The organism is Citrobacter sp. CK198, from assembly GCF_030333295.1.
Classification (GTDB): Bacteria; Pseudomonadota; Gammaproteobacteria; order Enterobacterales; family Enterobacteriaceae; genus Citrobacter_B; species Citrobacter_B koseri.
This window is the reverse complement of the sequence record NZ_JAOWGE010000027.1, coordinates 36,360-57,416: the sequence shown is the minus strand read 5'-3', so window position 1 is coordinate 57,416 and position 21,057 is coordinate 36,360. Positions and strand designations below refer to the sequence as shown.

At 54.8% G+C, this 21,057-nt stretch carries 23 protein-coding genes; 10 read left to right on the top strand and 13 right to left on the bottom strand.

Annotation, left to right across the window (positions count from 1 at the left end; all coding sequences use genetic code 11):
• The first annotated feature begins 3 nt into the window (after positions 1-3).
• Both secF and yajD read left to right on the top strand, forming a co-directional pair.
• Entirely contained in the window at positions 4-975 is a 972-nt protein-coding gene (gene secF, locus OGY62_RS05340) for a protein translocase subunit SecF (protein ID WP_024130598.1), read from the top strand.
• Positions 976-1,140: 165 nt separating this feature from the next.
• On the top strand, positions 1,141-1,488 hold the full coding sequence (gene yajD / locus OGY62_RS05335; RefSeq protein WP_047458501.1) for an HNH nuclease YajD: 348 nt from the start codon (positions 1,141-1,143) through the stop codon (positions 1,486-1,488).
• A gap of 77 nt (positions 1,489-1,565) precedes the next feature.
• Here the strand turns inward: yajD and OGY62_RS05330 are convergent, their stop codons facing one another.
• Together OGY62_RS05330 and OGY62_RS05325 are read right to left on the bottom strand one after the other, a co-directional pair.
• Positions 1,566-2,420, bottom strand: a complete 855-nt coding sequence (locus tag OGY62_RS05330; protein WP_012133569.1) for a nucleoside-specific channel-forming protein Tsx — start codon at positions 2,418-2,420, stop codon at positions 1,566-1,568.
• Between the two features lie 300 nt (positions 2,421-2,720).
• Positions 2,721-3,260, bottom strand: a complete 540-nt coding sequence (locus OGY62_RS05325; RefSeq protein WP_024130597.1) for a SadB/YajI family lipoprotein — start codon at positions 3,258-3,260, stop codon at positions 2,721-2,723.
• Between the two features lie 152 nt (positions 3,261-3,412).
• Here OGY62_RS05325 and nrdR point away from each other — a divergent pair, with 152 nt between their 5' ends.
• The 6 genes from nrdR (at position 3,413) to pgpA (ending at position 7,510) form a co-directional block, all read left to right on the top strand.
• Positions 3,413-3,862 carry a transcriptional regulator NrdR gene (nrdR, locus tag OGY62_RS05320; protein ID WP_012904816.1) on the top strand — a complete coding sequence of 150 codons (450 nt, stop codon included), beginning with the start codon at positions 3,413-3,415 and terminating at the stop codon, positions 3,860-3,862.
• Positions 3,863-3,865: 3 nt separating this feature from the next.
• Positions 3,866-4,969: a bifunctional diaminohydroxyphosphoribosylaminopyrimidine deaminase/5-amino-6-(5-phosphoribosylamino)uracil reductase RibD gene (gene ribD / locus OGY62_RS05315; RefSeq protein ID WP_286459288.1), complete on the top strand. Its 1,104-nt coding sequence runs from the start codon at positions 3,866-3,868 to the stop codon at positions 4,967-4,969.
• A gap of 85 nt (positions 4,970-5,054) precedes the next feature.
• Positions 5,055-5,525, top strand: a complete 471-nt coding sequence (ribH, locus tag OGY62_RS05310; protein WP_001021161.1) for a 6,7-dimethyl-8-ribityllumazine synthase — start codon at positions 5,055-5,057, stop codon at positions 5,523-5,525.
• 19 nt (positions 5,526-5,544) lie between these two features.
• Complete coding sequence (gene nusB / locus OGY62_RS05305; protein ID WP_000801129.1) at positions 5,545-5,964, top strand: transcription antitermination factor NusB; 420 nt, start codon at positions 5,545-5,547, stop codon at positions 5,962-5,964.
• A gap of 75 nt (positions 5,965-6,039) precedes the next feature.
• Positions 6,040-7,017, top strand: a complete 978-nt coding sequence (gene thiL / locus OGY62_RS05300) for a thiamine-phosphate kinase (RefSeq protein ID WP_012133565.1) — start codon at positions 6,040-6,042, stop codon at positions 7,015-7,017.
• Positions 6,995-7,510, top strand: a complete 516-nt coding sequence (pgpA, locus tag OGY62_RS05295; protein WP_012133564.1) for a phosphatidylglycerophosphatase A — start codon at positions 6,995-6,997, stop codon at positions 7,508-7,510. The genes thiL and pgpA overlap by 23 nt, the downstream gene beginning before the upstream one ends.
• Positions 7,511-7,603: 93 nt before the next feature.
• On the opposite strand, the gene yajO is transcribed toward pgpA, so the two are convergent.
• From yajO to xseB, 4 genes are read right to left on the bottom strand one after another with little or no spacing between them, the layout of a single operon-like run.
• Complete coding sequence (yajO, locus tag OGY62_RS05290; RefSeq protein WP_104868998.1) at positions 7,604-8,578, bottom strand: 1-deoxyxylulose-5-phosphate synthase YajO; 975 nt, start codon at positions 8,576-8,578, stop codon at positions 7,604-7,606.
• A gap of 56 nt (positions 8,579-8,634) precedes the next feature.
• Positions 8,635-10,497: a 1-deoxy-D-xylulose-5-phosphate synthase gene (dxs, locus tag OGY62_RS05285; RefSeq protein WP_112002118.1), complete on the bottom strand. Its 1,863-nt coding sequence runs from the start codon at positions 10,495-10,497 to the stop codon at positions 8,635-8,637.
• A 32-nt stretch (positions 10,498-10,529) separates the two neighbouring features.
• Entirely contained in the window at positions 10,530-11,429 is a 900-nt protein-coding gene (ispA, locus tag OGY62_RS05280; protein ID WP_286459286.1) for a (2E,6E)-farnesyl diphosphate synthase, read from the bottom strand.
• Positions 11,430-11,672: an exodeoxyribonuclease VII small subunit gene (gene xseB, locus OGY62_RS05275; RefSeq protein ID WP_012133560.1), complete on the bottom strand. Its 243-nt coding sequence runs from the start codon at positions 11,670-11,672 to the stop codon at positions 11,430-11,432.
• Between the two features lie 195 nt (positions 11,673-11,867).
• Between xseB and thiI the strand changes: the two genes are divergently transcribed.
• Entirely contained in the window at positions 11,868-13,316 is a 1,449-nt protein-coding gene (thiI, locus tag OGY62_RS05270; protein ID WP_049008398.1) for a tRNA uracil 4-sulfurtransferase ThiI, read from the top strand.
• Between the two features lie 105 nt (positions 13,317-13,421).
• Here the strand turns inward: thiI and yajL are convergent, their stop codons facing one another.
• Entirely contained in the window at positions 13,422-14,012 is a 591-nt protein-coding gene (gene yajL / locus OGY62_RS05265; protein WP_286459285.1) for a protein deglycase YajL, read from the bottom strand.
• Entirely contained in the window at positions 13,975-14,886 is a 912-nt protein-coding gene (panE, locus tag OGY62_RS05260) for a 2-dehydropantoate 2-reductase (protein WP_012133557.1), read from the bottom strand. The genes yajL and panE overlap by 38 nt, the downstream gene beginning before the upstream one ends.
• A 124-nt stretch (positions 14,887-15,010) precedes the next feature.
• Here panE and OGY62_RS05255 point away from each other — a divergent pair, with 124 nt between their 5' ends.
• On the top strand, positions 15,011-15,502 hold the full coding sequence (locus tag OGY62_RS05255) for a YajQ family cyclic di-GMP-binding protein (RefSeq protein ID WP_012133556.1): 492 nt from the start codon (positions 15,011-15,013) through the stop codon (positions 15,500-15,502).
• A 91-nt stretch (positions 15,503-15,593) separates the two neighbouring features.
• On the opposite strand, the gene OGY62_RS05250 is transcribed toward OGY62_RS05255, so the two are convergent.
• The 5 genes from OGY62_RS05250 to cyoB all read right to left on the bottom strand — a co-directional run bounded on the left by OGY62_RS05250 (position 15,594) and on the right by cyoB (position 21,044).
• Positions 15,594-16,958, bottom strand: coding sequence for an MFS transporter (locus OGY62_RS05250; RefSeq protein WP_115626434.1), 1,365 nt, complete (start codon positions 16,956-16,958; stop codon positions 15,594-15,596).
• Between the two features lie 253 nt (positions 16,959-17,211).
• A complete protein-coding gene (gene cyoE, locus OGY62_RS05245) occupies positions 17,212-18,102 on the bottom strand; it encodes a heme o synthase (RefSeq protein ID WP_072025291.1) in 891 nt (296 codons plus the stop codon).
• A gap of 11 nt (positions 18,103-18,113) precedes the next feature.
• Complete coding sequence (locus tag OGY62_RS05240) at positions 18,114-18,443, bottom strand: cytochrome o ubiquinol oxidase subunit IV (protein ID WP_012133553.1); 330 nt, start codon at positions 18,441-18,443, stop codon at positions 18,114-18,116.
• Positions 18,443-19,063, bottom strand: coding sequence for a cytochrome o ubiquinol oxidase subunit III (locus OGY62_RS05235; protein WP_115609541.1), 621 nt, complete (start codon positions 19,061-19,063; stop codon positions 18,443-18,445). The genes OGY62_RS05240 and OGY62_RS05235 overlap by 1 nt, the downstream gene beginning before the upstream one ends.
• Entirely contained in the window at positions 19,053-21,044 is a 1,992-nt protein-coding gene (gene cyoB / locus OGY62_RS05230; RefSeq protein ID WP_012133551.1) for a cytochrome o ubiquinol oxidase subunit I, read from the bottom strand. Before cyoB ends, OGY62_RS05235 begins: the two co-directional genes overlap by 11 nt.
• Between the last annotated feature and the right edge of the window lie 13 nt (positions 21,045-21,057).

Below are 21,057 nucleotides of genomic sequence, written 5' to 3'. Positions count from 1 at the left end.
GATGTGGCACAGGAATATACTGTTGAACAATTGAACCACGGCCGTAAAGTCTATGACTTTATGCGCTGGGACTACTGGGCTTTCGGCATCTCTGGTTTCCTGCTGATTGCGGCCATCGTGGTGATGGGCGTGCGCGGTTTTAACTGGGGTCTCGATTTTACCGGTGGTACGGTTATCGAAATCACGCTGGAAAAACCGGCCGAAATGGACGTGATGCGCGATGCGCTGGAAAAAGCGGGCTTTGCCGAGCCGCTGTTGCAGAACTTCGGTAGCAGCCACGACATTATGGTGCGTATGCCGCCGACGGAAGGTGAAGACGGTGGTCAGGTGCTGGGTAGCAAGGTGCTGAGTGTCATTAACGAAGCCACCAGCCAGAACGCTGCCGTGAAGCGTATTGAGTTTGTCGGTCCGAGCGTGGGCGCCGATCTGGCGCAAACCGGTGCGATGGCGCTGATTGTCGCGCTGATCTCTATCCTCATTTATGTCGGTTTCCGCTTTGAGTGGCGACTGGCGGCGGGGGTGGTTATCGCGCTGGCGCACGACGTGATTATCACCTTAGGGATTCTGTCGTTGTTCCATATTGAGATCGACCTGACGATCGTTGCATCGTTGATGTCGGTTATCGGTTACTCGCTGAACGACAGTATCGTGGTATCTGACCGTATTCGTGAAAACTTCCGCAAAATTCGTCGCGGGACGCCTTACGAAATCTTTAACGTGTCGTTGACCCAGACGCTGCACCGTACGTTGATCACCTCCGGGACGACGTTAGTGGTGATTCTGATGCTGTACCTCTTCGGCGGGCCGGTACTGGAAGGCTTCTCTCTGACCATGCTGATCGGTGTTTCTATCGGTACGGCATCGTCGATCTACGTGGCCTCGGCGCTGGCGCTGAAGCTGGGCATGAAGCGCGAGCATATGTTGCAGCAGAAAGTTGAGAAAGAAGGGGCGGATCAGCCGTCTATTCTGCCTTAATCACGCAGTCACGTTATTACTGGAATCCCGGTCGCATGGCCGGGATTTTTTTATCGCTAAAAAAGCCTGCGGTTAAGCGGGCTTCTGCATCCTTCACGGGCAATGGGGTACGCAGAGTGTTAAACTTGCTAATAACCCTACATTCAACGCAGATACAGAGTCACTATGGCGATTATCCCTAAAAACTATACGCGGCTGGAAAACGGCTATCGTGAAAAGGCGCTCAAATTATTTCCGTGGGTATGCGGGCGATGCTCTCGCGAATTTGTTTACTCTAACCTGCGCGAATTAACCGTCCATCATATCGATCACGACCATACCAATAACCCGGAAGACGGCAGTAACTGGGAGTTGCTGTGTCTGTACTGTCACGATCATGAGCATTCGAAATATACCGAAGCCGATCAGTATGGCTCAACCGTTATTGCCGGGGAGGATGCGCAGAAAGATGTCGGTGCTGCGATGCATAACCCTTTCGCTAATTTGAAAGCGATGATGGATCAGAAGAAATAAAAAAAGCACCGGCGCGTTGCGCGTTCGGTGCTCTTTCTGTGCCCGGCGTTGTACTGGCCGGGCGGCAAATAAACCGCTTAGAAGTTGTAACCGACAACCAGGTAGCCACCCCAACCGGTAGCTTTAACCGTTTCGGATTGCCATACCGGCTGAGCGCCGTTTTCCCACTGTCCGCCGTTATGGAAGTAACGAGCCACCACAGAGTAGTGCCAGTGATCGTAGTTCAGCGCCAGGATGTGGCTGGATGCGATAGAGTTGCTGGTACGGTACTGAGAGTCTCCCAGATCGGAGCCCCAGTCAAAGTTAGTGAAACCGATGTAGCTCAGGTTGCCGCCCCACAGCTCGGTGAGTGGCACGAAGTATTTCACTTTGAAACGGTAGCCGTCCCACTCGTTTTCGTTATCAGCCAGGTAGTTCTGCCACTGGTACTTCGCATAGACGTTCAGAGACAGGCTCATCGGCAGACCGGTTTCGATGTCAGTACCCAGACCCATGTACCAGGTGCTCTGACGGCCAGACTTGTTACGACCCATGTCATAGATGTAGTTGTTAGCGAAATACCACTCTTTGAACGGGCCAAAGCTCAGGTCGGCTCCGGTCAGTTTGTCGATAGAGAAACGCGGTTCAATTTCCATGAACAGCGGGGAACCGTGGTTCCAGATACCCTTCGCGTTGGTGTTACCGCCGAAGAATACCGGCGCATCCATATAGCCGTAGAAATCGAACCAGTCTTTTTTCGCGAATGCTTCATATTCCAGATAGGTATCGTTACGGAGCTGCGGTCCGAAACGGGTATGGTAGCTGCCTACGACGTTAACGCTCTGGTGCCACCAGTCTGAAAGGTATTGCGGTTTGTCATTTTCTGCTGCGTTAACAGTAAAGGACGATGAGAGCGCCAGCACTGCACCGGCTGCAAGTAATGTTTTTTTCATATTGTATGCCACTGTTTGAAATCCCTTGAAGGGAATGAAAAAGGCGCAATTTGCGTTTCTAAATATTTCGTGTTTCTGCGGAGCCTATTATAGAAATCATTGCTCACAAAAATATGTCTTGTTTCACAGATCTATCATCTACGTAATCGATTGCGTTCACGTTTGCGTACTTTAAGCGCGGCGATTGTACTGACTTTCATGAATGTTGCCAACTTTTAGCAAAAATTGCGGTGATGTCAGGGGAGTAACAAAAAGCCGGGGAGGGATGTTGCGGAACGCACAAAACGCTCCGCCGGAGGTTTATTGATTAACAGGCTGGATATCGTGAACGCGGACAAAACCTAACTGGTCGGGCGTCAATCCGTTTAATTGTAACGGGATGTCCACATCGCTCGGCGCCAGGATGCTGGCCGGGGCGTTAATCAGTTGATTCTGGACATTCACTTCCTGATAGTTATCCGTGGTGCCCTGAATCTGCCCGTATTCGACAGTACCGCTAAACGCCGGTAACGGATCGTTGGACTCACCCTGAATGCGCAGCGTCACGCGTGTGCCGTCGGCATTGGGCGCAATATTCACCAGGGACATACGCAGCGTACCGATCTGACTGTTCAGACGGGCAGGCGTTTTTGAACCCGGCAGCAGATAGACCCCGCTGGTGGATTTCGCATTCAACATATTTTGCTGAGTAATCTTCACGGTTTCCTGGTTTAACTGCGCCATTTCCGTATTCAGCGTGCTGACGCTTTGGTTCATCTGGCGAACTTCGCTCTGCTGCGCGCAGGCGCTCAGGCTAAAGAGGCTTCCCACCAGGAGAATTCTTAGGTAACGTCTTGTCATGTAGATTATTTCCTTCATGGTCGCGATACCCTAATGGTAGATCGCAAAGGGGTGTAAGGTATCGATCCTTTGTCTCAAAAGTGCTCCGCCTTTGTTGTCGCGCCAGTTCAGGGTAAAATAGATTTCTGTTAACCACCTGGTCAGGACGCCGTATGCATTGCCCATTCTGTTTCGCCGTAGACACTAAGGTTATTGACTCTCGTCTCGTGGGTGAGGGCTCTTCCGTACGCCGCCGTCGGCAGTGTCTGGTCTGTAATGAACGTTTCACTACCTTTGAAGTGGCAGAGCTTGTTATGCCGCGCGTAGTGAAAAGTAACGATGTGCGTGAACCTTTCAACGAAGAGAAGTTGCGCAGCGGTATGCTAAGAGCGCTGGAAAAACGCCCTGTCAGCTCTGATGACGTCGAAATGGCGTTGAATCACATCAAATCACAATTGCGAGCCACCGGGGAACGCGAAGTTCCCAGCAAAATGATTGGCAACCTGGTGATGGAGCAACTGAAAAAGCTCGATAAAGTGGCTTACATCCGCTTTGCCTCCGTCTATCGGAGTTTCGAAGACATCAAAGAATTCGGCGAAGAGATTGCTCGCCTACAGGATTAAGCCATGCTGGATGAGTTTTACATGGCGCGTGCGCTGAAGCTGGCGCAGCGCGGGCGTTTCACCACGCACCCGAACCCGAATGTAGGCTGTGTGATCGTCAAAGATGGCGAAATCGTTGGCGAAGGCTACCATCATCGCGCGGGTGAACCGCATGCTGAAGTTCATGCGCTGCGTATGGCGGGAGACAAAGCCAAAGGCGCGACCGCGTATGTCACGCTTGAACCGTGCAGCCATCATGGCCGTACGCCGCCGTGCTGCGATGCGTTGATTGCCGCTGGCGTGGCGCGGGTCGTTGCGGCGATGCAGGACCCCAATCCGCAGGTCGCGGGACGTGGGCTGTACCGTTTGCAGCAGGCGGGGATCGACGTCAGCCACGGGCTGATGATGAGCGAAACGGAACAGCTGAACAAAGGTTTCCTCAAGCGGATGCGCACCGGCTTCCCGTATGTGCAGCTCAAGCTCGGCGCATCGCTGGATGGCCGCACGGCGATGGCCAGCGGTGAAAGTCAGTGGATTACCTCCCCGCAGGCGCGGCGCGATGTGCAGCGTTTACGGGCGCAAAGCCATGCGATTCTGACCAGCAGCGCGACGGTGCTGGCCGACGACCCGGCGTTAACGGTTCGGTGGCCTGAACTGGATGCCTCAACCCAGACTCTCTATCCGCAGGAAAACCTGCGTCAGCCGATTCGCATTGTCCTCGACAGCCAAAACCGCGTGACGCCGGAGCACCGTATTGTGCAGCAGCCGGGAGAAACCTGGTTTGCCCGCACACAGGACGATTCCCGCATCTGGCCTGAGACGGTTCGCAGCCTGCGGGTGCCGGAGCATAACGGTCATCTGGATCTGGTGGTGCTGATGATGCTGTTGGGTAAACAGCAGATTAACAGCATCTGGGTGGAGGCCGGGCCGGTGCTTGCGGGCGCGTTGTTGCAGGCGGGCGTGGTGGACGAGCTTATCGTCTATGTTGCGCCTAAACTGTTAGGAAGTGATGCGCGAGGATTATGTGTGCTGCCGGGGCTTGAGAAACTGAGCGAGGCACCCCATTTTAAATTCAACGAGATACGCCATGTAGGCCCGGATGTTTGCCTGCATTTGATTCCCACGTAAAGGCTTCGAAATAGAGAAGCGGCGCGTCGAGTATTATGATAAAATCCGCCCCCCTGCGGGGCCATATCGAACCCGAAGGAAGAATATGAACATTATTGAAGCTAACGTTGCTACCCCGGACGCTCGCGTCGCCATCACCATTGCGCGTTTCAACAATTTTATCAATGACAGCCTGCTGGAAGGCGCGATTGACGCCCTGAAGCGTATTGGTCAGGTAAAAGATGAAAATATTACCGTGGTTTGGGTTCCTGGCGCGTATGAACTGCCGCTGGCGGCTGGCGCATTGGCAAAAACCGGTAAATATGACGCGGTGATTGCGCTGGGTACAGTGATTCGTGGCGGTACCGCGCACTTTGAATATGTGGCTGGCGGTGCAAGCAACGGCCTGGCGCACGTCGCCCAGGACAGCGAAATCCCGGTAGCCTTTGGTGTTCTGACCACTGAAAGTATTGAACAAGCCATCGAACGTGCTGGCACTAAAGCTGGCAACAAAGGTGCGGAAGCCGCACTGACCGCGCTTGAAATGATTAATGTATTGAAAGCCATCAAGGCCTGATTTTTGTAAGGGGAAATCCGTGAAACCTGCTGCTCGTCGCCGCGCTCGTGAGTGTGCCGTTCAGGCGCTCTACTCCTGGCAGTTGTCCCAGAACGACATCGCTGATGTTGAATACCAGTTCCTGGCGGAACAGGACGTAAAAGATGTCGACGTTCTGTATTTCCGTGAACTGCTGTCCGGGGTGGCGACTAACAGCGCGTACCTGGACGGATTGATGAAACCGTACCTGTCTCGTCTGCTGGAAGAGCTGGGTCAGGTAGAAAAAGCTGTGCTGCGTATTGCGCTGTTTGAACTGTCTAAACGTAGCGATGTGCCATATAAAGTGGCCATCAACGAAGCGATTGAACTGGCGAAGACCTTCGGCGCCGAAGACAGCCACAAGTTCGTCAACGGCGTACTGGACAAAGCAGCACCTGTGATTCGCCCCAACAAAAAGTAATCTCCAGGTCGGCTGGTGGCGGGATGTATTCCCGCTATCTCCGGCCTTTTCTTTTTTTCTGCTGAGGCATAACGTATGGCATGCGGCGAGTTCTCCCTGATTGCCCGTTATTTTGACCGTGTTAGAAGCTCTCGTCTCGACGTCGAAACCGGTATCGGTGACGATTGCGCTCTCCTGAATATTCCTGAAAAACAGACGCTGGCGATCAGTACCGATACGCTGGTGGCGGGCAACCATTTCCTGACTGATATCGATCCTGCCGATCTGGCCTGGAAAGCGCTGGCGGTTAACTTAAGCGATCTGGCGGCGATGGGGGCCGATCCGGCCTGGCTGACGCTGGCCCTGACTCTGCCGGACGTTGACGAAGCGTGGCTGGAAGCGTTTAGCGACAGCCTGTTTGACCTGCTGAATTACTACGATATGCAGCTGATTGGCGGCGACACCACGCGTGGGCCGCTGTCGATGACGCTGGGTATTCATGGCTATGTGCCCGTGGGACGCGCGCTCAAGCGTTCCGGGGCAAAACCTGGCGACAGGATTTACATCACCGGCACGCCGGGGGACAGCGCCGCTGGGCTGGCGATTTTACAACATCGCTTACAGGTGGCGGATGCGAAAGACGCAGACTACTTGATTAAGCGGCACCTGCGCCCGACGCCGCGTATTTTGCAGGGGCAAGCCCTGCGCGACCTGGCGAATGCGGCGATCGATCTTTCCGATGGCCTGATTTCTGATTTGCGGCATATCGTTAACGCCAGCGGCTGTGGCGCGCGGGTGGATGTGGATGCGCTGCGGTATTCTGAGGCGGTTACCCGTCATGTTGATCCCGGGCAGGCGCTGCGCTGGGCGCTTTCGGGCGGTGAAGATTATGAATTATGCTTCACTGTACCGGAGTTGAACCGTGGCGCGCTGGATGTGGCGCTGGGGAATCTTGGCGTACCGTTTACCTGCATCGGACAAATGAGTGCGGATGTGGAAGGCATCAGCTTCATGCGTGACGGAAAGCCTGTCACTTTTGACTGGAAAGGATATGACCATTTTGCCACGCCATAAAGATGTTGCCAAAAGTCGGCTGAGCCTGCGTAACCCGTGGCACTTGCTGGCTACCGGGTTTGGCAGCGGCCTCAGCCCGATTATTCCGGGAACAATGGGGTCGTTAGCGGCGATCCCATTCTGGTATCTGATGACATTTCTGCCCTGGCAGCTCTACTCGCTGGTGGTAATGTTGGGGATCTGTATTGGCGTTTATCTTTGCCACCGAACGGCGAAGGATATGGGCGTTCACGATCACGGTAGCATTGTCTGGGATGAGTTTATCGGGATGTGGATCACCCTGATGGCGCTCCCTACGATGGACTGGCAGTGGGTTGCCGCCGGATTTGTGATTTTCCGTATTCTGGATATGTGGAAACCTTGGCCGATTCGCTGGTTCGACCGTAACGTACACGGCGGAATGGGAATAATGGTTGACGATATCGTCGCAGGGGTTATTTCCGCCGGTCTGCTTTATTTCATCGGGCACCATTGGCCCATCGGGTTGTTTTAAATCGTAGGCCCGATAAGCCTAGCGCCATCAGGCGTGGTATGGCCGGATGGCGGCATACATGCCTTATCCGGCCTACATGCTCATCGGGCAATATTATTTAAACCCGACCACCGGATGCTGTTTATATGGCGTTTCCAGCTCGGCAATCTGCTCTGGCTTCAACGTCAAATCCACCGCGCCGAGCAACTCATCCAGCTGTTCTTCCCGCGATGTACCGATAATCGGCGCAGCGATGCCTGGTTTACTCAATAGCCATGCCAGCGCCACCTGCGCACGCGTTGCGCCAAGATCCTCACTGACGCCCGTCAGACGCTCTGCAATCCGTGCGTCATTCTCATCGCTCTCGCTGTACAGCGTCTTGCCGAACTCATCGGATACCGAACGTGCGGTGGCTTCTCCCCACGGGCGCGTCAGTCGTCCTCGTGCCAGTGGGCTCCACGGAATCACCGCGATCCCTTCGTGATAGCACAGCGGCAGCATCTCGCGCTCTTCTTCGCGATAGATGAGATTGTAATGATCCTGCATACTGACAAACTGCGCCCAGCCGTGCTGTTTTTGCAGCGCCAGCGCCTGGGCAAACTGCGCGGCGTGCATGGAGGAGGCGCCGATATAGCGCGCCTTACCGGCCTTCACCACATCATTCAGCGCTTCCAGCGTCTCTTCTATCGGCGTGTTGTAATCCCAGCGGTGAATTTGCAGGATATCCACATAGTCCATACCCAGACGTTTCAGGCTGTCATCAATGGAACGCAGGATTTGCGCGCGGGATAATCCTTCTGGCAGGTCGCCGACGCGATGAAAAACTTTGGTGGCGACCACCACTTCTTCGCGGCGGGCGAAATCACGCAGCGCGCGACCCACAATCTCTTCGCTGCTGCCTGCGGAATAGCTATTGGCGGTATCAAAAAAGTTAATACCGCCTTCAAGCGCGCGCTTAATGATGGGGCGGCTGCTTTCTTCCGGTAGCGTCCAGGCGTGATTGCCGCGATCCGGTTCACCGAACGTCATGCAGCCCAGACAAAGGCGAGAAACCCGTAGATCTGTTTTTCCTAAGGTGTTGTATTGCATTGTTCCGCTCCTGTTATACCCGTTATTGATTAAGCATAGCAGGAGCGAGGAGGGGATTATGCCAGCCAGTCCTTGATTTTGGCCTCAATTCCGGCGGCATCCAGACCGAGTTCCGCGCGGGCCTCGTCCTGTGTACCCTGCGGGATAAAGAAGTCCGGCAGGCCGATATTCAGTACCGGAACGACTTTACGATGCGCCATCAGCACTTCGTTAACGCCGCTGCCTGCGCCGCCCATAATGGCGTTCTCTTCAAGCGTGATCAGCGCTTCGTGACGTTCAGCCATCTCCAGAATCAACGTTTCATCCAGCGGCTTCACAAAGCGCATATCGACTAAGGTCGCGTTCAGGGATTCGGCGACTTTTGCCGCTTCCGGCAGTAGCGTACCAAAGTTCAGAATCGCCAGTTTTTCCCCCTGACGTTTGACGAGTCCTTTGCCGATCGGCAGTTTTTCCAGCGGCGTCAGTTCCACGCCAACGGCGTTGCCACGCGGATAACGCACTGCCGTTGGGCCATCATTATAGTGATAGCCGGTGTACAGCATCTGGCGGCACTCGTTTTCATCGCCCGGCGTCATAATGACCATTTCCGGGATGCAGCGCAGGTAAGAAAGATCGAATGCACCCTGGTGCGTTTGCCCGTCAGCGCCGACGATACCGGCGCGGTCGATAGCAAACATCACCGGCAGTTTTTGGATCGCGACGTCATGCAGCACCTGATCGTAGGCGCGTTGCAGGAAGGTGGAGTAGATCGCCACGATCGGCTTATAACCACCGATCGCCAGACCGGCGGCAAAGGTCACTGCATGCTGCTCGGCAATCGCCACGTCAAAGTAACGGTCGGGGAATTTACGTGAAAACTCCACCATGCCGGAACCTTCGCGCATTGCCGGGGTGATCGCCATCAGCTTGCTGTCTTTGGCGGCGGTTTCGCACAGCCAGTCGCCAAAGATCTTTGAATAGCTCGGCAGGCCGCCGCTGCTTTTTGGCAGGCAGCCGCTGGACGGATCGAATTTTGGCACCGCGTGGAAGGTGATTGGATCTTTTTCCGCCGGTTCATAGCCACGACCTTTTTTGGTCATGATATGCAGGAACTGCGGGCCTTTCAGATCGCGCATGTTCTTCAGCGTGGTAATCAGCCCCAGCACGTCGTGACCATCGACCGGGCCGATATAGTTAAAGCCCAGCTCTTCAAACAGCGTGCCTGGCACGACCATGCCTTTGATATGTTCTTCGGTACGTTTGAGTAGCTCTTTGATTGGCGGCACGCCGGAGAACACTTTCTTCCCGCCTTCACGCAGGGACGAGTAGAGCTTGCCGGAAAGCAGCTGCGCCAGGTGGTTGTTCAGCGCGCCGACGTTTTCCGAGATCGACATTTCGTTGTCGTTGAGAATGACCAGCATGTCCGGCTTGATATCGCCCGCGTGGTTCATCGCTTCGAACGCCATCCCGGCGGTGATCGCCCCGTCACCAATGACGCAAACGGTGCGGCGGTCTTTGCCTTCTTTTTCTGCGGCGACCGCAATGCCAATGCCTGCGCTAATGGAGGTAGAGGAGTGGCCGACGCTCAGTACGTCGTATTCGCTTTCACCGCGCCACGGGAAGGGGTGCAAACCGCCTTTCTGGCGAATGGTGCCTATTTTATCCCGACGCCCGGTGAGAATTTTGTGCGGATAAGCCTGATGCCCCACGTCCCAGATTAACTGGTCAAACGGGGTGTTATAGACATAGTGCAGCGCCACGGTGAGCTCCACCGTGCCCAGCCCGGAGGCGAAATGTCCGCTGGAACGACTGACGCTGTCGAGTAAATAGCGGCGCAGTTCGTCGCAGAGTTTCGGCAGACTCTCTTTTGGTAGCAGGCGTAACTCCGAAGTGGAGTCGACCAGTGCCAGGGTCGGGTATTTGGCTATATCAAAACTCATCAGAGGCCTATTAAGTAAGACTTGTTGTTTGTTTATTTATCACGCTGGATTATGTAGTCCGCTAGCGCTTCCAGTGCCGAGGTATCGAGTGAGAGGCCTGCCAGCTGCGTTAACGACTGGCGGGCGTCTTCGATCAGATCCCGGGCTTTATTCCGGGCTTGCTCAAGGCCCAGAAGTGCAGGGTAGGTACTTTTGCCAAGTTGCTGGTCAGCACCCTGACGTTTACCCAACGTTGCAGTATCGCCCACCACATCCAGAATGTCATCCTGGACCTGGAAGGCAAGGCCGATACTTTCTGCGTACTTATCGAGTATCGGCAAGGCGTTTCGTCCGTTTTCTCCGGCACTTAGCGCGCCAAGACGAACCGCAGCGCGAATCAGCGCGCCCGTTTTATGACGATGGATACGCTCCAGCGCCTCCAGCGGCACCTGTTTCCCTTCGGCATCAAGATCCAACGCCTGGCCACCGCACATTCCGGCGATGCCGCTGGCGTTCGCCAGTTCAGAAATCATAGCAATGCGGTCGCGGTCGGCCACTTCCGGCATCGGGGCATCGCTAATGATAGAAAACGCCAGCGTTTGCAGGGCATCTCCGGCCAGAATGGCATTCGCTTCGCCAAATTTGACGTGGCAGGTCGGCAGACCGCGACGCAGGTCGTCGTCGTCCATCGCGGGTAAATCGTCATGAATCAACGAATAAGCGTGAATGCACTCAACGGCGGCTGCCGGAGCATCCAGCGTGGACAGGCTTACGCCAAACATCCTGCCCGTTGCGTAAACCAGGAACGGGCGCAGACGTTTACCGCCTAATAATGCGCCATACTGCATGGTTTCGACCACGGGAGTGTTCTGAAAGGGCAGTGGTGCGATAAAACGGCTCAGCGCCTGGTTGGCCTGCTCGACGCAGGCCTGTAGCTGCTGCGAAAAATCCATTTACTCATTATCCGGTGTAAAAGGCTCAGGAGATGCATCTTCATTGTCAGACAGCAGAATCTGCACACGCTGTTCGGCCTGTTGCAACTTTGCCTGCCCCTGACGCGCCAGCTGCACGCCACGTTCAAATTCGTTCAGCGCCTCTTCCAGCGGCAGGTCGCCGCTTTCCAGACGGGTAACAATCTGTTCCAGCTCGCTCAGCGCTGTTTCAAAGCTGGCGGGCGCCTCATTTTTCTTCGGCATAATGAATATCTGACTCTCAATATTTTCAGCTCTGATATGGTAACGGACTCAGAGCAATTATCAAATAACGCGCAATGTGCACAGGACGACCATGATGGTGGTATACTTCCGCGCCTGGATGCAGCTCCATGTATGGGCTGCTGTACTCTTTTCTCCACGACAAGCCTTGATGCTTGCTTAAGAACCATTGCCGCCATGAAGTTTATCATTAAATTGTTCCCGGAAATCACTATCAAAAGCCAATCTGTGCGTTTGCGCTTTATAAAAATTCTGACCGGGAACATCCGTAACGTGTTAAAGCACTACGATGAGACCCTCGCCGTTGTTCGCCACTGGGATAACATTGAAGTTCGCGCCAAAGATGAAAATCAACGCCTGGCGATTCGCGACGCGCTGACCCGTATTCCGGGCATCCACCATATTCTCGAAGTCGAAGATGTGCCGTTCACTGATATGCACGATATCTTTGAGAAAGCGCTGGTGCAGTATCGCGATCGGCTTGAGGGCAAAACCTTCTGTGTGCGCGTTAAACGTCGTGGTAAGCATGAGTTTAGCTCCATTGAGGTGGAACGTTACGTCGGCGGCGGTTTAAATCAGCATATTGAATCGGCGCGCGTGAAGCTGACCAACCCGGATGTGACGGTACATCTGGAAGTGGAAGACGATCGTCTGCTGCTGATTAAAGGCCGTTACGAAGGTATCGGCGGTTTCCCGATCGGCACCCAGGAAGATGTCCTGTCGCTGATCTCCGGCGGTTTTGACTCCGGCGTTTCCAGCTATATGCTGATGCGTCGCGGCTGCCGCGTACACTACTGCTTCTTTAACCTTGGCGGCGCGGCGCATGAAATCGGCGTTCGTCAGGTGGCGCATTACCTGTGGAACCGCTTTGGCAGTTCGCATCGCGTGCGTTTTGTCGCCATCAACTTTGAACCGGTGGTCGGCGAGATCCTCGAAAAAGTCGATGACGGTCAGATGGGCGTGGTGCTGAAGCGCATGATGGTGCGCGCGGCGTCGAAAGTGGCGGAGCGCTACGGCGTCCAGGCGCTGGTGACGGGGGAAGCGCTGGGGCAGGTTTCCAGCCAGACGCTGACTAACCTGCGTCTTATCGACAACGTTTCCGATACGCTGATCCTGCGCCCGCTGATCTCTTATGACAAAGAGCACATCATCAATCTGGCGCGCCAGATTGGTACGGAAGATTTTGCCCGCACGATGCCGGAATACTGCGGCGTTATCTCGAAAAGCCCGACGGTGAAAGCGATCAAGGCGAAGATTGAAGCGGAAGAAGAGCACTTCGACTTTAGCATTCTCGATAAAGTGGTTGAGGAAGCGAGCAATGTCGATATTCGCGAAATCGCCCAACAGACCGGGCAGGACGTGGTGGAAGTGGAAACCGTCAGCGGCTTTGGCCCGAACGACGTGATTCTGGATATTCGCTCCGTTGATGAGCAGGATGACAAACCGCTGAAAATCGAAGGCGTGGATGTGGTTTCTCTGCCGTTCTACAAGCTGAGTACGAAGTTTGGCGATCTTGACCAGAGCAAAACCTGGCTGCTGTGGTGTGAACGCGGCGTGATGAGCCGTTTGCAGGCGCTCTATCTGCGTGAGCAGGGCTTCCAGAATGTGAAGGTGTATCGTCCGTAATTGTTAGCACGATTACAGGCCTGATATGCATCGCGCTATCAGGCGCAACGTATTGCCGGATGACGGCGTAACCGCCTTATCCGGCCTACGCACCGCCATCCGGCGCTATTCGTAGTAATTATAAATTCCCGCCGCCATCACCAGCTGTGACGCCACTTCATGGGCTTTTTCACGGCCAACCAGCAGATCGATAATTTTCAGTCCGAAGTCAATCGACGTTCCTGGCGCCTGGCTGGTCAGCAGCTTCACGCGCGGGTCCCACACCACACGTTTATCCTGCCACTGTTCGGCGGGAATGTTGTCTTTCAACGCCGGGAATCCGGTCATATTGCCGATGGGAAAGATATCGTGCGGAACGAGAACCGTGGCGGCCGCTGCGCAAATCGCGGCGACAATACGCCCGGAACGGTGGAACTGCTTAACGGCTTCGACCAGCAACGGGCTGTCGCGAAAACACTCCGCCCCCTTAATGCCGCCAGGCAATACAATGATGTCGTAATCGCCGTCGGCCACCTCGACCAGCGGCGCATCCGCCAGCAGTTTTACGCCACGCGAACAGACTATGGTGAGATTTCCGTCGCTGGCGACGCTCGCGGTCGTGACCTGAATACCGCCACGAACCAGCAGATCGATAGTGGTGACCGCTTCGGTCTCTTCACTACCAGGGGCGAGGCATACCAGTGCCGATGCGCTCATACTCACTCTCCTTTCGCTTTACCATTTCAAACAGACGGGCATTTTCCGGGACGGCGATGCCATGCGCGCGGGCGCGTTTTAACAAATAACCCGTAATATAGTCGATCTCGGTATGACGCAGGGCACGCATGTCCTGCAACATAGACGAGATATTTTCTGCCGTACTCTCAATCACTTGATCGACATAATAACGTAAATCATCCGCCGACGTATGGTGTCCTTCGCGCTCGATAACCGCAGCGACCTCCTGACATATCGCCATTACCGCTTCCGGGTGGTGGCGTAATTCGCCGTTGGGGCAGTCCCATAGCGCGGTAAGGGGATTAATCACACAGTTTACCGCCAGTTTGCGCCACATCTCTGCGCGAATGTTGTTGTGCCAGGCGACGTCAGGCAGCACGCCCTGCAAAATATCGGCCAGATAGCTGTAATCCCCGTCCTGCTCACGCGCCGGGCCAATATGGGTAGTGCCGTTGGCGACATGAATGATGACATTCCCGTCGCGTCTGGCGGCATGCGTCGTGGTGCCCATCAGTAACGGCTGCGGGATGTTTTGCAACTCTTCGATTGTGCCCATCCCGTTGTGAATCAGCAGGATCGGCGTGGTTTCAGGCAGAATGGCGACCAGACCTCTTACGGCATCGTAGACCTGCCAGGCTTTCAGCGTGACCAGCAGCAGATCGCTGTTGGCCAGAAAATCAGGATCGTTCGCCGTCAGGGATTCGTTAAATATTGAACCGTCCGTCTCTATCAGATTCACGCTGCAATAGGGTTGCGGTACGCGCAGCCAACCCTGTACTTCATGTCCATGTTTGCACAGCGCTGTAAGCCAAAGTTGCCCTAAGGCTCCGCATCCCAGTACGGTAATTTTCATTGTTCCTCCTCACCTGCAACAGCGCCAGGTGTTATGGCCTAAGTATAGCGCCATCAGCTAAGCTTCTCGTTATGTCTCGTTACGGGTATTATGCTTCGCATCAAAAACGAAGGGAGAGGAAAAGATGCCATCTTTCGATATTGTCTCTGAAGTCGATCTTCAGGAAGCGCGTAACGCAGTAGATAATGCGACTCGCGAAGTTGAATCACGCTTTGATTTTCGTGGCGTTGAGGCCACGTTTGAATTAAACGACGCGAACAAAACCATCAAAGTACTGAGCGAATCGGATTTCCAGGTGAATCAGCTGCTGGATATTCTGCGCGCGAAGCTGCTCAAGCGCGGCATTGAAGGCAGTTCGCTGGATGTGCCGGAAGCATTTGTCCACAGCGGTAAAACCTGGTTTGTGGAAGCGAAGCTGAAGCAGGGCATTGAAAGCGCGGTTCAGAAGAAGATCGTGAAGCTGATTAAAGACAGCAAGCTGAAAGTGCAGGCGCAAATTCAGGGGGAAGAGATCCGTGTGACCGGAAAATCCCGTGACGATCTGCAATCCGTCATGGCGCTGGTGCGCGGCGGGGATTTGGGACAGCCGTTCCAGTTCAAAAACTTCCGCGATTAAGTTGTGATGCCTGATGGCGCTGCGCTTATCCGGCCTACGGACAATGCGGTCTTGTAGGCCGGATAAGGCGGTAGCCGCCATCCGGCATTTCTCACGCCAGCCTGATCGCCTGCTCAACCTCAAAACGGTTGGTCACTTTGCTGTCGATCTTCACATAGGCGGAATGCTCTTTCTCTGCGATCAGCACCTCACTCACACCTTCAGTCGCCAGCAGACGCTGTTTCAGCGCGTCATCGGCGGCAATCTCCGGCGGAATTTCCACGCGTAAGCTGCTGACATACGGCGGTTCTTTCATCGTACTTGCTACCGCCAGCCAGACGACGGTCAGCAATGCGCCAGCCAGAAATACCGCCTGACCGTCGAACAGACCATTCACCCAGCCGCCCAGCGAGCCGCCAATCGCGACGCCGAGGAACTGGCTGGTGGAGTAAACGCCCATCGCAGTGCCCTTATAACCGGCAGGAGACTCTTTGCTGATCAGCGAGGGGAGGAGGGCTTCCATCAGGTTAAAAGCGAGGAAGAACAGCTGTACCCCGGCAATTAACCCCCAGAAGTGCACGCCTGCGCCCCACAGCACGACTTCGGCAATCAGTATCAACGCGACGCACAGCAGAAAGACCCGCTTCATCCGGCGTTTGACTTCGGCGTAGATAATGAACGGGACTACGGAGCCAAATGAGATCAGCATTGTGACCAGATAAATCTTCCAGTGTTCGGCGGCGGGGAAACCGGCAGCGGCAAGCTGGCCGGGGAGGGCGACGAAGGTCGACATCAGCAGAATATGCAGACACATGATGCCGAAGTTAAGCTTCAACAGCTTAGGTTCGGCCAGCACTTTGCTGAAACTGCCTTTCACCATGCCGGATTCACGGTTCAATACGTGGGTTGTGCTGTTGGGGACAACCCAAACGGTCAGGGCGATGCCGAGCGCGGCGAGTGCGGCAATCATCCAGAACAGGGCGTTCAGTCCCAGTTTGTGGGTGACGATCGGCCCAAGCACCATCGCAATGGCGAAGGTAATACCAAAACTGACGCCGATAAACGCCATCGCTTTGGTTCGGTTTTGCTCGCGGGTTAAGTCAGACAGCAGCGCCATGACGGCGGCGGCGATTGCGCCAGAACCTTGCAGCGCGCGGCCAAGAATAATCCCCCAGATGGAGTCAGACAGCGCGGCGATCACGCTACCCAGCACGAACACGGCCAGACCGCCGATAATTAACGGCTTACGCCCGACGCGGTCTGAGAGTAACCCAAAGGGGATCTGGAAAACGGCTTGCGCCAGGCCGTAAATACCGATAGCAATGCCGATCAAGGCTTCGCTGGCACCCTGAAGCGCCATACCATAGGTGGTCAGAACCGGCAGGACCATAAACATGCCAAGCATGCGCAAAGAAAATACAGTCCCTAAACCCCAGGTGGCGCGCAACTCACCCGGCGTCATTTTGTAATCGTTCATTCCCACCTCTGTATAAAATCCGCGACTAGTGTAAAGCGGTAAACGGGTGGGGTAAATACGTGCTTAATGAACAAATGTTGCGTTTGTGAGGGGGATTTTATCAGGCAATAAAATGCCGGATGGCAACGCGAAAGCGTTTTATCCGGCCTACTTGTTGAGCGCGTTGCGTAATGCCCGATGGCGCTATGCGGTTTCCGTAGGCCGGATAAGGCGTAAGCCTCCATCCGGCAGAAGATTTGTTGCGGGGCGGGTGTTACCAGACCGAAGCCAGCAGGCTGTGTGAGTCCGGCACCATAAAGTCGACGGACATCATCACGCTTAACGCAGTGATGGCAATGATGGAAAAGCCGAACAGCTTACGCGCCCAGACTTTGTCATCTTCCACTTTGTAACCGCGCAGAGCCATACCGAGCCACCAGACGCTCACGGCTGCCGCGACCACCAGATATTTATATCCGGCATAGCCGCCCAGGGAGAGCATCAGCGTCGCAACGGCAAAGGCGATGATATACAGCGTGATATGGTTCTTCGCCACCGAGATGCCTTTCACCACCGGCAGAACCGGAATGTTGGCAGCCTGATAATCCTTGAAGCGGAAAATCGCGATGGCGTAAGAGTGCGGCATCTGCCACAGGCTAAAGATCGCCAGCAGAATCAGCGCGCCGCTGTCGAACTCGCCCGTTACGGCGCAGTAGCCAATCACCGGCGGCGCAGCGCCGGAGAGAGAACCAATCAGCGTGCCGTAAACGGAGTGGCGTTTCATGTACAGACTATAAATGCCGACATACACCACGAAGCCCATCACCCCCAGCCAGCAGGCCAGAGGATTCGCGCCAAACCACAGCAGCATAAAGCCAGCAATACCCAGCAAGGTGGCGTACACCAGCGAGACAGCAGGAGAAATCAGGCCTTTGACCAGCACCCGATTCTTGGTCCTTTCCATCTTCCTGTCGATATCCCTGTCGATGTAGTTGTTAAATACACAACCCGACGCCACAACCAGTGACACCCCGACCAGCGTATAGATAAACAGGGGATAGTCGATGCTGCCTTTAGAAGCCAGCAGGAATCCCCCAATCACCGAGATCAGGTTGCCAAAGATGATGCCTGGTTTCGTTACTTGCAGGTATTGCTTAAACATCATAACCGCCGCTCTTAGTGCATCATCATATTGTAGTTCAGGTTCCACATAATCCAGATGGAGCCCACCACCAGAATGGCAATGATCAGCACGGTAAAGACAAAGGCCGTCATGTTCCAGCCTTCGTCAGATTTCGTATTCATGTGCAGGAAGCACACCAGATGCACCAGAATCTGCACCACTGCCATCGCCAGGATAGTCCCCAGAATCACGGCCGGGGAACCTGTACCCGTCATCACCATCCAGAACGGAATGACCGTCAGGATGATCGACAGAATAAAACCTGTCATGTAGGTTTTTACGCTGCCGTGGGACGCGCCGCTGTGATCGGTAGAATGACTCATTACATCGCCCCCATCAGATAAACAACAGTGAACACACAGATCCACACCACATCCAGGAAGTGCCAGAACAGGCTCAGGCACATGATGCGGGTACGGTTAGTGCTGGTCAGGCCGCGACGGGCGATCTGCACCATCAGCACCGCCATCCAGATAAGACCGGAGGTGACGTGCAGACCGTGCGTACCGACCAGCGCGAAGAACGCAGACAGGAAGCCGCTGCGATCCGGGCCCATGCCTTCAACAATCAGGTGATGGAATTCGTAGATTTCCATCCCGATAAATCCGGCACCGAACAAGAAGGTCAACGCCAGCCAGGAGACAACCTGGCTCTTGTTGTTCTTGTGCATGGCGATAGCCGCCATGCCGTAGGTGATGGAGCTGAACAACAGCAGGAAAGTTTCAACCAGAACGAACGGCAGTTCAAAAATGTCCTTACCTGTCGGGCCGCCTGCGGTGCCGTTCACCAGAACGGCATAGGTTGCGAACAGAATAGAGAACAGAATGCAGTCGCTCATCAGGTAGATCCAAAATCCGAAGATTTTGGTCTGGCCTGCATCGTGGTGCCCGTGTTCGTGCGCGTGGGCAGTCGCGTGCGTTTGCGCTAAAGTATCAGTTGCCATTTTTCAGCCCTGCCTTAGAAATCTCATCGAAATGCTGGTTTTCCAGTTTTTCGACTTCCGGGACTGGTACGTAGTAGTCCACGTCCTCGTCAAAGCTCTTAACAATCCAGCTGATGATCATGCCTGCGAAGCTTGCAATCGCCAGCCACCAGATATGCCAGATCATGGCGAAACCAAAAATAGTGGAGAAGGCGGCGATAACGATGCCCGCACCGCTGTTTTTCGGCATATGAATTTCTTCATAATGCGCAGGCTGTTTGTACGCTTCGCCTTTTTCTTTCATTTCCCAGAAGGCATCACGCTCGTGAACGTGCGGCACAACGGCAAAGTTATAGAACGGAGGCGGAGAAGAGGTTGCCCACTCCAGCGTACGCGCGCCCCACGGGTCGCCGGTCAGGTCGCGGTTCTGCTCGCGGTCGCGAATAGAAACGAAGATCTGAATCAGCTGGCACAGGATGCCCAGTGCAATCAGCGCGGCGCCACAGGCGGCAATCAGCAGCATTGGATGGAACTGCGGGTCAATCTGCTGGCTGAGACGACGGGTCATCCCCATGAAGCCCAGCACGTACAGCGGCATAAACGCCACGAAGAAGCCGATGATCCAGAACCAGAATGCGCGTTTACCCCAGGTCTCGTTCAGCGTGAAGCCGAACGCTTTTGGCCACCAGTAGGTCATACCGGCGAAGCACCCGAAGACCACACCGCCGATGATAACGTTATGGAAGTGCGCAATCAGGAACAGGCTGTTGTGCAGAACAAAGTCCGCGCCCGGAACCGCCAGCAGAACGCCAGTCATACCACCGACCGAGAAGGTCACGATAAAGCCGATCGTCCACAGCATCGCTGAGTGGAAGACGATACGCCCCTGGTACATGGTGAACAGCCAGTTGAAGATCTTAACCCCGGTCGGGATTGCGATAATCATCGTGGTAATACCGAAGAAGGCGTTTACGTTCGCGCCCGCACCCATGGTGAAGAAGTGGTGCAGCCAAACGATGAACGACAGAACGGTGATACACACGGTCGCCCAAACCAGCGAGGTGTAACCAAACAGGCGTTTACGCGAGAAGGTTGCAGCGATTTCGGAGAACACCCCGAAGACCGGCAGAACCAGGATGTACACTTCCGGGTGGCCCCAGGCCCAAATCAGGTTGATGTACATCATCATGTTGCCGCCCATATCGTTGGTAAAGAAATGGGTGCCCAGATAGCGATCCAGGGTCAGCAGCGCGATGGTGACAGTCAGAATTGGGAAGGAGGCGATAATCAGGATGTTCGCGCACAGCGATGCCCAGGTAAATACCGGCATCTTGAACATGGTCATGCCCGGCGCACGCATCTTCAGAATCGTCACGAAGAAGTTGATACCTGTCAGCGTCGTACCGATACCGGATAGCTGGAGACTCCAGATCCAGTAATCGACCCCGACACTCGGACTGTACTCTATTCCCGAGAGCGGTGGATAAGCCAGCCAGCCGGTCTGTGCGAACTCACCAACGCCCAGAGACAGGTTAACCAGGATAACGCCGACAACGGTGAACCAGAAGCTCAGGTTGTTCAGGAACGGGAACGCAACGTCACGCGCGCCGATCTGCAACGGAACCACCAGGTTCATCAGACCGATAACGAATGGCATTGCCACGAAGAAGATCATGATCACGCCGTGAGCGGTGAAGATCTGATCGTAGTGATGCGGCGGCAGGAAGCCCGCTTCACCCGCAGAAGCCAGCGCCTGCTGGCTACGCATCATGATGGCGTCGGCAAAGCCGCGTATCAACATAACAATTGCGACGATGACATACATGATGCCAAGACGCTTGTGGTCAACCGAAGTAAGCCACTCTTTCCATAGGTAGGTCCACTTACCGAAGTAAGTGATCAAGGCTAAAAGCGCCAGACCCCCGACGATAATGGCAGCGATCGTAACCATGACGATAGGTTCATGGAACGGGACTGCATCCAGTGTCAATTTTCCGAACATCGTTTTCTTCCTC